We start from the raw sequence: 15,165 nt of genomic DNA on the forward strand, positions 1-15,165 counted from the left end.
CGCAACTGTTAAAGTGATTTGTCCGGCGCTTAAAGCCCGTTGTCGGAAATCCGAAGCTGGCGCGCGCGGGTCAGGATTGCGTCCTCGATGGCGCGCGAGGTGGCGGCGTTGACCGGACCGCCGCGGGTTTGCAGCGCCACGTTCAGCGACCGCGCGTCCAGCGCAGGGTCCTTGATCAGCACGGTGGCGCGATAGGCCTGCCCGCCGCCCGGAGGCGTGCCATATCCAGTGACGATGACGCCTGTGAACGGGTCGACCGTCTGAATGGGCAGGAAATCCAGAACTTCCAGCGAGGCCTGCCAGATATAGCGGTTCACCAGAACTTCGGTTTCATTGGACTTGCGATTGAACGCGGTCCAGATGGTGTTCTCGGTGTCGATGTTGTTGGGGTTGTTCGGATTCGAATACTGCGACGGACGCTCGGTCGCGGGTTTGCCGAAGCGGCCGATTGTGCCGCAGGACGCCAAAGCGCCCAGGGCCACGAGGACCACAGCGAAGTTAAAGTAGGATTTGAGCCGCATACCTGCACACCTATGCCTGTTTGGCACTTGGTCTACCCAAGCGACCGTGTCGGGGCAAGGTCTATGTCGGAAACTGCCCTGTTTGAAGCAAATTCTTGGTGCCATACACTATAATAGAAAAACCGGACGGCAGCAGTTTGGGGGCATGGGCGGCGGGTGCGGGCGAAAAACGGGTGTGGCAAAGGTGCATCAATGACCGAACACATTGTGTCTGCCGAGTGCACATTGCTTGCCAAGTCGGGGGCAAAAGTTGGAAACACCCTTCATACCCTCATCGGATTCCCCGACGTGGGCATGTGAAATTTGAAACTCGAGGGACAACTCATGAAAAAAGTTCTCTTCGCCACGACTGCCCTGGTCGCCACCGCTGGTGTCGCAGCTGCAGACGTAACTTTCGGCGGTTACGGCCGTTTCGGTATCATCCACGTTGAGGGTGCACCCAACGAAACAACCATCACAAGCCGTTTCCGTCTGCAAATCGACGCGACAGCCGAGTCCGACTCCGGTATCGTTTTCGGTGCACGTGCACGTATCCAGCAGGACAACGACGGCATTGCCGGCGACGCCAACCTGGTTGGTGAAGATGCATCGTCCATCTCCGGCATCTACCGCAGCGACCGTTTTGAAAACGGCATCAACGGCGTTCGCTTCTTCGCGCGCTCCGGCGGTCTGGAAGTCGGCGTTGGCAACATCTTCGGCGCCATCGACTCGATGCCCGGCATGTACCCCGTCGAGCTGGGTCTGACAGGCCTGAGCTATGACTACATCCTGAACGGTGCCGGCGCTTTCTCGTCGACATATGACTCGGATGGCAACGGTGCGGCTGGCCGCAACGGCGTCGAAATCATGTACTCGATGGGCGACCTGAGCGCACACCTGTCGTACCAAGAACTGGACACAGTTCCCGGCAACGGCATCATGGACGGTGACCGCATCGAAGGTTACATCGCCTATACATTCAGCGGCTGGACCGTTGCTCTGGGTCTGCAAGACTCCGACATCGCGACAGACACCGAGCTGGCTCTGACAGTTGGCGGTTCCGTCGGCATCGCAGACCTGACATTCGGTTACGCTGACAACGGCACACAAGGCGACGCATTCGCGATCACAGCCGCCTTTGACGTTGGCGCAGCAACACGCGTGACCGTTGTGGTCCTGGATCAAGAAAACTACGCAGACACCGTCTACGGTGTTGGCGTGAACCACGACCTGGGTGGCGGTACCTCCATCCGCGGTGGTATCCAGAACAACAACGCCGGCAACACCGTTGCTGACTTGGGTGTTCGCTTCAACTTCTAAGTTGATCGACATCTGACGATTTGGGGCAGTCCTTCGGGCTGCCCCTTTTCTTTTGCGCCCCCTTTTCTTTCTCCCCCGCGCGTTGCTATCTGAGAGGCAGCGCAAGGAGAGACGCATGGGACTTCAAGATATTCAGGACCGGATCGCCAAAGCCTGCGCCGAGGCAGGCCGGGATGCAGCATCGGTCAAACTGATTGCAGTCAGCAAGGTGCAGCCGAACGAACGGGTCCGCGCCGTGCTGGAGCAGGGGCAACGCTGTTTCGGTGAAAACCGCGTGCAAGAGGCGCAAGGCAAGTGGCCCGAATTCCGCGAAAGCTTTGACGGGATCGACCTGCATCTGATCGGCCCGCTGCAAAGCAACAAGGTGCGGCCGGCTTTTGGGCTGTTCCAGTCCATCCATTCTGTCGACCGCCCCAAATTGGCCACGGCCATTGCCCGGATCGCGCAGGAAGAAGGGCATTGTCCCGACCTGTTCATTCAGGTGAACACCGGCGAAGAAGAGCAGAAAGCGGGCGTTCTGCCCGCACAAGCGGATGATTTCATCGCGGAATGCCGTGCGATTGACCTGCCGGTGCGCGGTTTGATGTGCATCCCGCCCGTGGACGAAGAACCGTCGCTGCATTTCGCCCTGTTGGCCAAGATTGCCGAACGCAACGGTTTGAACGGGCTCAGCATGGGAATGAGCAGCGATTTTGAGCGCGCCGTTGCGCTGGGAGCGACCCATATCCGCGTGGGATCGGCCATTTTCGGCGACCGCGTCCCGACCTAGGACGGAACGATCAGGCGGGTGCCGATGCTGATGCGGGCCGCGACCTGCGCCAGATGATCGGGGCGCAGGGCCACGCAGCCCTCGGTTGGAAAGCCGGGCCTGCGCCAGCGGTGCATGAAGATGGCAGAGCCGCGCCCCGCCTTGGCATCGGGCCAGTTCCAGTCCAGCACGATCACCAGATCATACAGTGGGTCGGCGCGGCGCAAGGCCTCGTGACTGTGGGCATAGGGCGCGCGGACGTGGTGGTTATAGTCCGGCTGCCCGGAAGCATCGGACCACAGGTCGCGCGGCCCGATGGGCGTGGCCCAAGGGGCCGGTGCCGCGATCCGGTCGGGGCGATAGAGCATTCCGACAACGTGGTGAATGCCCACGGGTGTCGCCCCGTCGCCTTCGCGCTTGGTCCGCGACAGTCCGCCCTTGCCGATTGTGCAGGGATAGACCTGCCCGCCAAAGCGCAACCCGCGTGGGGTCAGGACCATGTCGGCAGGCGTCACAGCAAATGCCCCGACTTGCGCGCCTTGGTCGCCAGATAGGCGGTGTTGTGACGGTTTTCACCGACTTTCAACGGCACGCGTTCGGTGACGGTAATGCCGCAGGTGGTCATCATGTCGACCTTCTTTGGGTTGTTGGTCAGCAGGCGCACGGACGAAAACCCCATGGATTTGAGAATGTCCGCGCCCAGGCGAAAGTCGCGTTCGTCGTCCTCGAACCCCAGGCGGTGGTTGGCCTCGACCGTGTCAAAGCCTTGATCCTGCAGGGAATAGGCGCGCATCTTGTTGGCAAGGCCAATGCCGCGCCCCTCTTGGTTCAGGTACAGCAATACCCCTGCACCCTGCGCACCCATCTGTGCCAGTGCACCGCGCAATTGCGGGCCACAGTCGCATTTCAGCGAACCCAGAACGTCACCGGTGAAACAGGCCGAGTGCAGCCGTGCCAGCACGGGCTTGCTGCGGTCGGGGCGGCCGATTTCGATGGCGTAATGCTCCTCGGCCCCGTCCTCGGGACGAAAGATGTGCAGCCGCCCAGCCTCGGTCGCCTCCATCGGCAGGCGCGCGGCAACGATCGGGTGCAATGGGCTGGCCGAGCCGATGTGATCGGCGAGCCGTGACAGCGGCAGCGTGGTCAGCGCGTGTTGCGTGGCAAAAGGTGCCGCATCATCCAGCGGCAGCACCACGGCGGCGGGCAAGAGCCGCGCCGATTTGCAAAGGGCCAGCGCCGCGCGGTGGGCCAACGGGTTGCCGTCACGGGCGGAAATCAACGGTCCCTTCATCGGGCTGCGCAGGTCGTCGGCGGGGTCTGCAATGGCTTGGACCCAAGCCAACGAAGCATCCATGGGCAGCGTCAACCGCGCCAGATCGCCGTCATAGGGCCGCGCCTTCAGCGTTGCAGCACGACGCGCGGTGATCGCCAGCACCGGTGCGCCGCCAAGCGCCAGCACATCGGCCAGGCGCTGCGGTGTCAGTGTTTCGGCCGCCAGGATCAGCGCGGCCCCGTCGCCGGTCACCACCACGGGCACGCCCATGCGCAGATCGGCCCGCGCCCGCGCAAGCTGTTCGATGATATCGGGGGTTAAGGCCATATGCCGCGTCCTGATGTTTCTTGAGATGTGATGTAAGCTATGCGAACCGGAAATGAAACATTTGCCCTGTTTGACACACGACCGCGTGAGAGAACTGTCGCAAATCTTGTCAGGAACGTGATGCAGGCTCATCTGAACATGCAGAACACAGGAGGCCCGAGATGCCACAACTGAAAAAAATTCTGCTGGTCGACGACGACGAAGATCTGCGCGAGGCGCTGAGCGAGCAACTTATCATGACCGAGGACTTTGACGTCTTCGAGGCAAGCAACGGGGCCGAGGCGATGACCAAGGCCAAGGAAGGCTTGTACGATCTGGTTATTCTGGACGTGGGCCTGCCCGACACCGATGGCCGCGAGCTGTGCCGTCTGATGCGCAAGCAGGGTGTGAAAGCGCCCGTGCTGATGCTGACCGGTCACGACAGCGATGCCGACACCATTCTGGGTCTGGACGCTGGTGCCAATGATTATGTCACCAAACCGTTCAAGTTTCCGGTGCTGCTGGCCCGTATCCGCGCGCAACTGCGCCAGCATGAACAGTCCGAGGACGCGGTGTTCCAGCTTGGACCCTATACGTTCAAGCCGTCGATGAAGATGTTGATGACCGAAGACGACAAGAAGGTGCGTCTTACGGAAAAGGAAACCAATATTCTGAAGTTCCTGTACCGCAGCACCGACGGCGTGGTGGCGCGTGACGTGCTGCTGCACGAAGTCTGGGGCTATAACGCCGGCGTCACGACCCATACGCTTGAGACTCATATCTACCGCTTGCGTCAAAAGATCGAACCCGATCCGTCCAATGCGCGACTTTTGGTCACGGAATCTGGGGGCTATCGCTTGATGGCGTAGTGGTATATTCTCTTAATACGGGAACTTTTGCCGGAACTTTTAACACCGCGCAGCGTTTCCAAATCATCCCGCTGCATGTCCGGGTTAAACATGCACCTCCCTGTTGGACTTGGCCGGGCCTTTGTGCCCGGTCATTTTTTGTTTGGCCGCCGACAGTTGTGGCCGCCGCCGGGGCGGGGCAGGCATCTTACATTCCCTGAACCAGAGAAGACACGCGGGTTTTTGGGTGGCGGCGGCGCTTTGGTCGGCATAGGGTCCAGCCACTGCAAATATGGGGGCACCGATATGACATTTTCTCTGGCGACCTGGAACATCAACTCGGTCCGGCTGCGCGAACCGATCGTGCTGAAGCTGTTGGCAGAGCACGGACCGGACGTGCTGTGTTTGCAGGAATGCAAAAGCCCCGTGGACAAGATCCCGCGCGAAGCTTTCAACGCTGCGGGGTATACCCACATGGTGGCGCGCGGTGACAAGGGGTACAACGGCGTTGCGATCCTCAGCCGGTTGCCGATTGAAGAGGTGGGCGCCGAGGATTTCGCCGGATTGGGCCATGCCCGCCATGTGTCGGCCCGTTTGGAAAACGGCGTGACCGTCCACAATTTTTACGTTCCCGCAGGCGGCGACGAGCCGGACCGCGAACGCAATGTGAAGTTCGGTCAAAAGCTGGATTACCTGACCGGGATGCGCGACTGGTTCCATGGCCAAAAGCCGGAAAAGTCGATCATGGTGGGTGATCTGAACATTGCGCCCCGCGAGGATGACGTGTGGGATCACAAGAAGCTGTTGAAGATTGTCAGCCACACGCCGGTCGAGGTCGAGCATCTGGCACAGGTGCAGGATGCGGGTGACTGGGTGGACATCACACGGCAGGATATTCCCGACGGTTTGCTGTATTCATGGTGGTCCTACCGCGCCAAGGATTGGGATGCCGCGGACAAGGGCCGCCGGCTGGACCACATCTGGGCCACGGGTGACATTGCACAGGCGGGCCATTCCAGCCAGGTGCTGCGCGCCGCGCGCGGTTGGGAAAAGCCCAGTGACCATGCGCCGGTCTTCGCAACCTTCGACCTTTGAATTCGGCGCGACAGCGCACATATAGACGACAAACACTGATGCAAGGACGGATGAAATGGAATTGAACCTGAGTGCAGCAGCGCCGCAAGCGGCGGATCTGATCAAGGACGTGTCCGAGGCAACCTTTATGGCCGATGTGGTCGAGGCCAGCCAGACCGTGCCGGTGATCGTCGATTTCTGGGCGCCGTGGTGCGGCCCGTGCAAAACGCTGGGCCCGATGCTGGAGGACGCGGTGCGTGCCGCCAAAGGGGCCGTGAAGATGGCCAAGGTCAACGTGGACGAGGCACAGAACATTGCCGGTCAGTTGCAGATCCAGTCGATCCCCACGGTCTATGCCTTTTACAAGGGCCAGCCGGTTGACGGGTTCCAGGGTGCATTGCCCGCGTCCGAAGTTACCGCCTTTGTCGAACGTGTGATCAAGGCAGGCGGCGGTGAAGCCCCCAGCGACACGTTGAACGACGCCGTCGTCGCGGCGGACGAGATGCTGGCCGAGGGTGCCTTTGAGGACGCGGCGCAGACGTTCCAGGCGATCCTGGAAGAAGATCCCGCACATGCCGGGGCCTATGGCGGTCTGGTGCGCGTGCACATTGCCAAAGGTGACCTGGACCACGCCGAGGCTGTCCTGAACGGCGCGCCAATCGAGATTTCCAAAAGCCCCGAGCTGGAAGCCGCCCACGCGCAGCTGGAGCTGGCGCGGCAGGCCGCGAACGCGGGTCCGGTGGACGAATACCGCGCGGCGGTTGAGGCGAACGCAGACGACCATCAGGCGCGTTTCGACTTGGCACAGGCGCTGCATGCGCATGGCGACACGGAAGGCGCGGTTGCAGAATTGCTGGAGCTTTTCAGACGCGACCGCGAGTGGAATGACGGTGCGGCCAAGGCGCAGTTGTTTACGATTTTCGACGCATTGAAGGCAAATGATCCGGTCGTTCTGAACGGGCGGCGCAAGCTTAGCTCGATGATATTTGTCTGATCCGCGCGTCGGACTAGGTAAGGGTTATGCGCAACGCGGTTGATCTTCCTGACACGATCCCTGTCTTCCCCTTGCCCGGGGCGCTGTTGCTGCCGCGTGCGCATCTGCCGCTGCATATTTTCGAGCCGCGCTATTTGCAGATGCTGACCGATGCGCTGAAAACCGACAGCCGTATCATCGGCATGGTTCAGCCCAATCCGGTGCCGGGCCGGTCGAAAACGGCCTTGCACACCATTGGCTGTGCGGGCCGTGTGACCCAGTTTTCGGAAACCGAAGATGGCCGTTATATGGTGACGCTGACGGGCCTGTCGCGGTTTCGAGTCGTGGAAGAGATCGAAGGGTTCACGCCCTATCGCCGTTGCAAGGCGTCCTGGGCCGGCTTTGATCGTGATCTGGGCGACAGCGAAACCGATGACACGCTGGACCGCGGTCTATTCCTGTCGTTGCTGAGCCGGTATTTCGACGCGCGTGATCTGTCCGCCGACTGGGACACGCTGAAAGAAGCGGACGACGAATTGCTGGTCAATTCGCTGTCGATGATGCTGGATTTCCAGCCCGAGGACAAACAGGCGCTGCTCGAAGCGCCATCGCTGGACACACGGCGCGAGACGCTGGTGACCTTGATTGAATACGCGCTGCGTGGCGGCGGCGAAGGGGACTTGTTGCAATGACCGGAAACGCCATAGAAACCGACCGCAAGATGCTCGAAGCGCTGGTGTGCCCGCGGACGCAGGCAACGCTGCGCTATGATGCCGAGGCACAAGAGTTGATCTCGGAAGGGACCAAGCTGGCCTATCCGATCCGCAACGGCATTCCGATCATGCTGGACAGCGAAGCGCGCGTGATCGACTGATTTTCAGTAGGGCAGGGGGGTCGTCAAAGCGGCTTGCCTTGCATCAGCCGCGGCAGTTCGCCGGTCAGTCCCGCAGCCTCGCGGATGGCGCCACGGCGCAGGCCGGGCAGCGCGCCGATCACTCCCATGCCGATGTCACGCCCGATCCTCAGGATCGGGTTGTCGTTTGAAAACAGCCGGTTGAATGCATCCGTCGCCATGGCCAGCGCCGTGTTGTCGAAGCGTCTCCATTCTTGGTAGCGGGTCAGGGTGGCGACGCTGCCGATGTCCTCACCACGCCGTGTGGCGTCGGTCAGCACTTCGGCCAGTGCGGCGATGTCGCGCATGCCTGCGTTCAGGCCCTGACCTGCAATCGGGTGCACGCCATGTGCCGCATCGCCGATCAGCGCAACCCGATCCGCTACCATTTCGGTCGTCAGCGACAGGCCCAGCGGATAGGTCCAGCGTTTGCCGGTCAGACGGATGTCCCCCAGGAAATCGCCAAAGCGCGGGCGCAGCATGTCGATGTAGTCTGCATCCGGCAGCGCATTGAAAGCCCGCGCGTTCGCGTCGGTTTCCGACCAGACGATGGAACTGACATTGCCGGGCAGGGGCAGGATCGCAAGCGGCCCCTGTGGCATGAAAAACTGGTGCGCGATGCCGTGATGCGGCAGGTCGTGTTCGATGGCGCAGACCAAGGCTGTCTGGTCATAGGACCACGCGATCCGCTTGATGCCCGCACGCTGCGCCGTGCCGCTGGCGCGGCCATCGGCACCGACGGCCAGCTGGGCGGTCAGCAGTTTGCCATTGTCGAGGGTCAGCGTGATGCCGGCGGCATGGGCGCGCTGGCCGGTGACGGCATGGCCGGACAGTTGCGTGATGTGGTCGCTGGCGTCCATCGCGTCGATCAGGGCGCGGCGCAGGTGCCGGTCCTGAACCATGTAACCCATTGGTCCTTCTTCGATTTCCGCATGATCAAAGTGCATGAAGAAGGGCGAAGGCCCTTCGCCCGCACGCCCGTCCGTCACCTTGATCTCCAGCATTGCCTGCGCGTTGTCTGCCAGCTGGCGCCACAGGCCCAACCCCGCCAGCAACCGCTGCGAGGTGAGGGCCACCGCATAGGATCGCCCGTCAAAGGCCGCGTTCTTGCGCACGGATTGCGCGGTGGCGTCGATAACGGTGACGCGGTGACCTTGGGACGCCATGGCAAGCGCCAGAAGGGGGCCGTTCAGCCCGCCGCCGATGACGGCAATATCGGTATCAGTGTTCATGTCGCTCAATATGAACGCGCGGCGGGGATTGTCCATGCGCCGAGGCGTCGCTACCGTCGCGAAAACGCAAAGGAGTGGCGCAATGCAGGACTGGTTGTGGATGACGGCAAGCGATTTGGGTCGCGGGATCGGCGCGGGCGAGATTGACCCCGTCGCGTTGACGCAGGTCTTTTTGGACGCCATCGAAGGCCACGACCTGCGCGACCGCATCTATGCGCGTGTCACCCGAGAACGGGCGCTGGCCGAAGCCAAGGCCGCCGCCGCGCGTGCGGCCAGCGGGCATCGCCTGTCCTTGCTGGACGGGGTGCCGGTGAGCTGGAAAGACCTGTTCGACACGGCTGGCGTGGCGACCGAAGCGGGATCAAAGCTGCTCGCGGGTCGTGTGCCGGATCGCGATGCGGTTGTGTTGCAGGCCGCGACGGCGGCGGGGCTGGTCTGTTTGGGCAAGACGCATATGAGCGAACTGGCGTTTTCGGGGCTGGGCTATAACCCGTCGACCGCAACGCCACCTTGCGTGAACAATCCCGACGCGGTGCCCGGTGGGTCGTCCTCGGGGGCGGCGGCCTCGGTGGCCTTTGGTCTGGCGGCGGCGGGGATCGGGTCGGATACCGGCGGATCGGTGCGTATTCCGGCGGCGTGGAACGACCTCGTGGGACTGAAAACCACATCGGGGCGGTTGTCGCTGGAGGGTGTTGTGCCGCTGGCGTTGAAGTTCGACACCATCGGCCCGCTGGCCCGCAGCGTCGAGGATTGCGCGCAGCTTTTGGCGGTTCTTGAGGGCGGCAAGCCTGCCGACCTGACAGGGGCCAGCCTGAAGGGGCGGCGTCTGGCGATTGTGAAAACCGCATTCCTGCAAGACGTGCGCGATGCTCCGCTGGCGGCCTTTGAAAGTGCCGTTGAGCGGATGCAGGCGGCGGGTGCCATTGTCGAGCGGATCGAGGTGGACGCGGTGCAAGAGGCGCTGGATTGTGCAGGGCCACTGATCCCGACCGAGGCTTACGGCCTGTGGCGCGATGTGATCGAAGCAAACCCGGATGCGATGTTTTCCGAAGTGCTAAAACGGTTCCGTCTGGGAGCCGATGTCAGCGGGCCGGACTACGTGGCCGCCTGGGCCGCGCTGGAGGCGGCGCGGTTTGGGTATGATGCGGCTGTGGCAGGATATGACGCGGTGATTGCGCCGACGGGGGCAAACCTGCCGCCGAACCTGGAGCGGTTGAACACCGAGGATGATTATTACCGCACCGAAAACCTTCTGACCCTGCGCAACACGCGCATTGGTAACCTGCTGGGGCTCAGCGCGCTGACCTTGCCGACAGGTGTCCCAAGCTGTGGTGTGATGCTGATGATGCCACCCGATTGCGAAGAAGCGCTGTTGCGGCTGGGCGCTGCAGCAGAGGCGGCGCTGGCGTGATCTGAGGGCGTGTATTTGGGGGCTTTGCCCCCGCATTGCGGGCACGCCCGGGATATTTTTAGCCAAAAGAACACGCGCAGTGCGCGAATGCCACAAGTTGCCGCTTTGGCGTGGTTTTGGTGGACGAGTTGGGGCACCTTGCGCTATCCTTGACCAAACGGGGCGACAACGATCCCGATCCGAGGCAGTTTTATGAATTTTCCCGAGCGGTTCTCGAACCTTCCGGCCTATGCGTTCCCGCGTTTGCGCGCGCTGTTGGACCACCACACCCCCGGCGGGGACGTGGTGCATATGACCATTGGCGAGCCGAAACATGCGTTTCCGGCCTGGGTCACGGATGTGATTTCGGAAAATACAGGCGGGTTTAACTCTTACCCCCCGAACGAAGGCACGCCCGAGCTGCGGCAGGCATTTTGCGACTGGGTGGCGCGCCGCTATGACGTGACGCTGGATGCGGAAACGAATGTCCTGCCTTTGAACGGCAGCCGCGAGGGGCTGTACAACGTCGCAATGGCACTGTGCCCCGAGAGCAAGAACGGCCAGCGCCCCGTGGTTCTGATGCCGAACCCGTTCTATCAGGTCTATATGCTGGCGGCGATTTCGGTCGGGGCCGAGCCGGTGTTTGTCAGCGCCACCGAGGCGTCGGGACATCTGCCGGATTACACCAGCCTGCCCGCCGAGGTGTTGGCGCGGACGGTGGCATGCTACATCTGCTCGCCCGCAAACCCGCAGGGCGCCGTGGCTGACCATGCTTATTGGTCCGATCTGATTGCACTGGCGGAACAGCACGATTTCCAGATTTTCGCGGACGAATGCTATTCCGAGATTTACCGCGATGCGCCCCCTGTGGGCGTCTTGCAGGTGGCGCGTGATGTGGGGGCCGACCCCGAGCGGGTGGTTGCATTTCATTCGCTGTCAAAACGGTCAAACCTGCCGGGCCTGCGGTCGGGCTTTGTCGTGGCGGGACCGCAAAGCACGGCGCGGATGCGTCAGTTGCGCATGTACACGGGCGCGCCATTGCCCTTGCCGTTGCAAGCGGCCGCCGCAGCCGTTTGGGCGGACGAGGCGCACGTCGAGGACAACCGTGCGCAGTACCGCGAGAAATACGACATGGCCGACCGCATTTTGGGCAATGTTCCGGGTTACAAAGGCCCAGAAGCGGGCTTTTTCCTGTGGCTGCCTGTCGAAGACGGCGAAGCCGCGGCCCTGAGCCTGTGGCAGGCGACCGGCGTGCGGGTGCTGCCCGGCGCTTACCTCAGCCAGAATGACGCATCGGGTGTGAACCCCGGCAAAGGATATATTCGGGTCGCCCTGGTGGCCCCAAAGCCGGACGTGGAGCGGGGCCTGACGGCCATTCGTGACCACCTTTACGGCACGCAATAAAGAGGGACGAGAGCAATGGCATATCAGACACGCGGGCGCGATCCACTGTTGGATACCAACATGGCTGAAGCGATCGAAAAACGGGGCAAGGAGCTGATTGGCATTGCCCTGTTGGTGGCCGGTCTGATGGCGGCTGCGATGATCGGGTCCTATACGCCGGATGATCCCAACTGGATGATGTCGACCGATGCGCCGGTGCAAAACTGGCTGGGCCGCACGGGCGCGTCGATTGCGGCACCTTTGTTCATGATCGCGGGTTGGGGCGCGTGGGGTATTGCCGCCGTGCTGCTGGTATGGGGTGTGCGCTTTGCCTTGCACGCGGGTGACGAGCGGGCCGTGGGCCGGTTGATCTTTGCCCCGATCGTGGTGGCCTTTGGTGCGATCTATGCCGCGACGCTGGAACCTGACGTCGAATGGTTGCGGACCCATTCCTTCGGTCTGGGCGGTCTGTTCGGTGATACGGTCATGGGGGCGATCCTGACGATCCTGCCGCTTGGCTCGGCCTTTGCGGTCAAAACGATGTCGCTGCTGATGGGCGTCGGGATCGTGGTCCTGTCGGCCTTTGTGATGGGCTTTACCATGCCTGAACTGAAGCGGATCGGGCGGTTTTTGCTGATCGGTCTGATCATGGTCTATGCGTGGACGATGACGCTGTTGGGACGTGGGGCCAGCGGTGCCGTCCAAGGCGCGCGCACCTTGCAAGCCCGGACCGCAGAGCGGCGCGAACAAAAGCGCATCGAGGCAGAGGAAAACGCCGCCTTTGAAGCACAGCAAAGCTTTGCCCGACCCATCGCGGCCAAAGCGTCTGCACCGACCATGTTCCGCACTGACACCGCCCCGAAGTCCGGGCTGCTGGCGCGTATGCCCGGGCTGGTGAAACGCCCTGACGCGCAACTTGAACAAGAGCTGCCAGAGCCCGAACTGATCGAAACCTATAGCACCGCAGACGTGGGAGAAGGCCCCGGCGACGACCGGATCAAGGCCAAGATCGCCGACGTGATCAAAAGCCGCGTGCGTCAGGTTCCTGTCCTGCAGGCCGAGACCACGCCAAAACCACTGACACATGGGCTGGCTGCAAGCCGCCGGCCCGCGCCGCTGGTCCTGAACACCACACGTCCCGCGGCCTTGCCGCCCGAGCCACCGGTGACAGCGCCAGCTGCCGCGCCCGCGATGCGGGCCGAGCCGCCGCTGACGGCGTCGCGTGATTATTTCTCGAAACCGATGACAAAGCCTGTCGCGGCCCCGGCGGTGACGCCTGAACGCGCGGCGGCACCAGAACCGATGGCCTATGCCCAGGCCGAGGATTTCGACGATCAGATGATCGAGGACCCCTACGCCGAGGCCGAAGACGAACATTTCGAGGCGCTGGCGCTGCAACAGCCAGAGGCCAAGGCACCCGCGATCCCGGTCGCCGAGCCGCGCAAGATCGTGCAACAACCCGTGCGTAAAACGGTCCAGCCCAGCAAACAAGCCCGCGCCGAATCCCAGCCCACCTTGTCTTTCGCGGACTCGCATCCGGGATTCGAACTGCCGCCGCTCAGCCTGTTGGAAAGCCCCGAGACCGTGCAGCGCCTGCACCTGTCGGACGAAGCGCTGGAAGAAAACGCGCGGATGCTGGAAAGCGTGCTGGATGACTATGGCGTCAAGGGCGAGATCGTCAGCGTGCGGCCCGGTCCCGTGGTTACCATGTACGAACTGGAACCCGCGCCGGGTTTGAAAGCCAGCCGCGTTATCGGGCTGGCCGATGACATCGCCCGTTCGATGGCGGCATTGTCTGCACGTGTTTCCACGGTGCCGGGCCGTTCGGTCATCGGGATCGAACTGCCCAACGAACACCGCGAAAAAGTGGTCCTGCGCGAAATTCTGGCCAGCCGTGATTTTGGCGACAGCAACATGCGCCTGCCGCTGGCGCTGGGCAAAGACATCGGCGGCGACAGTGTCGTGGCCAACCTTGCCAAGATGCCCCACCTGCTGATCGCGGGCACCACGGGTTCGGGTAAATCGGTAGCCATCAACACGATGATCCTGTCGCTGCTGTACAAGCTGACGCCCGAGGAATGCCGCCTGATCATGATCGACCCCAAGATGCTGGAACTGTCTGTCTATGACGGCATTCCGCACCTGTTGTCCCCTGTTGTGACCGACCCGAAAAAGGCCGTTGTCGCGCTGAAATGGACCGTCGGCGAGATGGAAGAGCGCTATCGCAAGATGTCCAAGATGGGCGTGCGCAATATCGAAGGCTATAACGGTCGCGTCCGCGAGGCGCTGGCCAAGGGCGAGATGTTCAGCCGCACGGTCCAGACCGGCTTTGACGATGAGACCGGCGAGCCGATGTTCGAGACCGAAGAATTCCAGCCCGTCGCGCTGCCCTATATCGTGGTGGTCGTTGACGAGATGGCCGACCTTATGATGGTCGCGGGCAAAGAGATTGAGGCGTGCATCCAGCGTCTGGCACAGATGGCACGTGCGTCCGGCATTCACCTGATCATGGCGACACAGCGGCCTTCGGTCGATGTGATCACCGGCACGATCAAGGCGAACTTCCCCACGCGGATCTCGTTCCAGGTGACCTCGAAAATCGACAGCCGTACGATCTTGGGCGAAATGGGCGCTGAGCAACTGCTGGGCATGGGCGACATGCTGTACATGGCAGGCGGCGCCAAGATCACCCGCTGCCATGGCCCCTTTGTCAGCGATGAAGAGGTTGAGGAAATCGTCAACCACCTCAAAGCCTACGGCGCGCCCGACTATGTCAGCGGCGTGGTCGAGGGACCGGACGAGGACAAGGAAAGCAACATTGACGCGGTGCTGGGCTTGGGCGGCAACACGGATGGCGAGGATGCGCTGTATGACACAGCCGTGGCCATCGTGGTCAAGGATCGCAAGTGTTCCACCAGCTATATCCAGCGCAAGCTGGCCATCGGCTATAACAAGGCCGCGCGTCTGGTAGAGCAGATGGAAGATCAGGGCGTTGTCAGCGCGGCGAACCACGTTGGCAAACGCGAAATCCTGGTGCCGGAACAGTAACCGGACCAAAATTCGGAACCGGGGCGGCCTGTGCGGGGTTTGGGACTGACACCAAACGCAAGGGCCGCCCCAGTCATGTCTGCCATATCCCGTTTACATTGATTGCGACGGCCCGGACGGCGGCGGTCTTTGGCCCGTCATGCGGCAAGGAACGGCGCTTGTTATCGCATATCAAGGC

14 protein-coding genes are annotated in these 15,165 nt (G+C 62.2%); 10 read left to right on the forward strand and 4 right to left on the reverse strand.

Features of this window, described 5'->3' with window-relative positions:
- Positions 1-29: 29 nt before the first annotated feature.
- A complete protein-coding gene (locus BUC08_RS13945; RefSeq protein ID WP_037923135.1) occupies positions 30-521 on the reverse strand; it encodes a DUF3576 domain-containing protein in 492 nt (163 codons plus the stop codon).
- 324 nt (positions 522-845) lie between these two features.
- On the opposite strand from BUC08_RS13945, the gene BUC08_RS13950 reads away from it, so the two are divergent.
- Positions 846-1,820, forward strand: coding sequence for a porin (locus BUC08_RS13950; RefSeq protein WP_037923138.1), 975 nt, complete (start codon positions 846-848; stop codon positions 1,818-1,820).
- 115 nt (positions 1,821-1,935) lie between these two features.
- Complete coding sequence (locus BUC08_RS13955; RefSeq protein WP_037923141.1) at positions 1,936-2,589, forward strand: YggS family pyridoxal phosphate-dependent enzyme; 654 nt, start codon at positions 1,936-1,938, stop codon at positions 2,587-2,589.
- Here the strand turns inward: BUC08_RS13955 and BUC08_RS13960 are convergent.
- A complete protein-coding gene (locus BUC08_RS13960) occupies positions 2,586-3,083 on the reverse strand; it encodes a L,D-transpeptidase family protein (protein WP_037923143.1) in 498 nt (165 codons plus the stop codon). The genes BUC08_RS13955 and BUC08_RS13960 overlap by 4 nt on opposite strands.
- Positions 3,080-4,168 carry a GTP cyclohydrolase II gene (ribA, locus tag BUC08_RS13965; RefSeq protein WP_037923145.1) on the reverse strand — a complete coding sequence of 363 codons (1,089 nt, stop codon included), beginning with the start codon at positions 4,166-4,168 and terminating at the stop codon, positions 3,080-3,082. Before ribA ends, BUC08_RS13960 begins: the two co-directional genes overlap by 4 nt.
- A 161-nt stretch (positions 4,169-4,329) precedes the next feature.
- Here ribA and BUC08_RS13970 point away from each other — a divergent pair, with 161 nt between their 5' ends.
- From BUC08_RS13970 to BUC08_RS13990, 5 genes are all read left to right on the forward strand, one after another.
- On the forward strand, positions 4,330-5,016 hold the full coding sequence (locus BUC08_RS13970) for a response regulator transcription factor (protein WP_028955362.1): 687 nt from the start codon (positions 4,330-4,332) through the stop codon (positions 5,014-5,016).
- 285 nt (positions 5,017-5,301) lie between these two features.
- On the forward strand, positions 5,302-6,090 hold the full coding sequence (locus BUC08_RS13975; RefSeq protein ID WP_037923498.1) for an exodeoxyribonuclease III: 789 nt from the start codon (positions 5,302-5,304) through the stop codon (positions 6,088-6,090).
- A 55-nt stretch (positions 6,091-6,145) separates the two neighbouring features.
- On the forward strand, positions 6,146-7,063 hold the full coding sequence (gene trxA, locus BUC08_RS13980; RefSeq protein ID WP_037923148.1) for a thioredoxin: 918 nt from the start codon (positions 6,146-6,148) through the stop codon (positions 7,061-7,063).
- A 26-nt stretch (positions 7,064-7,089) separates the two neighbouring features.
- Entirely contained in the window at positions 7,090-7,734 is a 645-nt protein-coding gene (locus BUC08_RS13985; protein ID WP_037923149.1) for an LON peptidase substrate-binding domain-containing protein, read from the forward strand.
- A complete protein-coding gene (locus BUC08_RS13990; protein WP_037923152.1) occupies positions 7,731-7,916 on the forward strand; it encodes a Trm112 family protein in 186 nt (61 codons plus the stop codon). The genes BUC08_RS13985 and BUC08_RS13990 overlap by 4 nt, the downstream gene beginning before the upstream one ends.
- Positions 7,917-7,939: 23 nt before the next feature.
- Here the strand turns inward: BUC08_RS13990 and BUC08_RS13995 are convergent, their stop codons facing one another.
- The gene (locus tag BUC08_RS13995) at positions 7,940-9,166 is read right to left on the reverse strand and encodes a UbiH/UbiF/VisC/COQ6 family ubiquinone biosynthesis hydroxylase (protein WP_224769707.1); all 1,227 of its coding nucleotides are present in this window, start codon (positions 9,164-9,166) and stop codon (positions 7,940-7,942) included.
- An 82-nt stretch (positions 9,167-9,248) separates the two neighbouring features.
- On the opposite strand from BUC08_RS13995, the gene BUC08_RS14000 reads away from it, so the two are divergent.
- The 3 genes from BUC08_RS14000 to BUC08_RS14010 all read left to right on the forward strand — a co-directional run bounded on the left by BUC08_RS14000 (position 9,249) and on the right by BUC08_RS14010 (position 14,987).
- Complete coding sequence (locus BUC08_RS14000; protein ID WP_037923156.1) at positions 9,249-10,577, forward strand: amidase; 1,329 nt, start codon at positions 9,249-9,251, stop codon at positions 10,575-10,577.
- A gap of 192 nt (positions 10,578-10,769) precedes the next feature.
- Entirely contained in the window at positions 10,770-11,960 is a 1,191-nt protein-coding gene (locus tag BUC08_RS14005) for an aminotransferase class I/II-fold pyridoxal phosphate-dependent enzyme (protein ID WP_037923158.1), read from the forward strand.
- Between the two features lie 15 nt (positions 11,961-11,975).
- On the forward strand, positions 11,976-14,987 hold the full coding sequence (locus BUC08_RS14010; RefSeq protein ID WP_037923160.1) for a DNA translocase FtsK: 3,012 nt from the start codon (positions 11,976-11,978) through the stop codon (positions 14,985-14,987).
- The last annotated feature ends 178 nt before the right edge of the window (positions 14,988-15,165 follow it).

The sequence above is a fragment of the Pseudosulfitobacter pseudonitzschiae genome, assembly GCF_900129395.1.
Taxonomy (GTDB): domain Bacteria; phylum Pseudomonadota; class Alphaproteobacteria; order Rhodobacterales; family Rhodobacteraceae; genus Pseudosulfitobacter; species Pseudosulfitobacter pseudonitzschiae.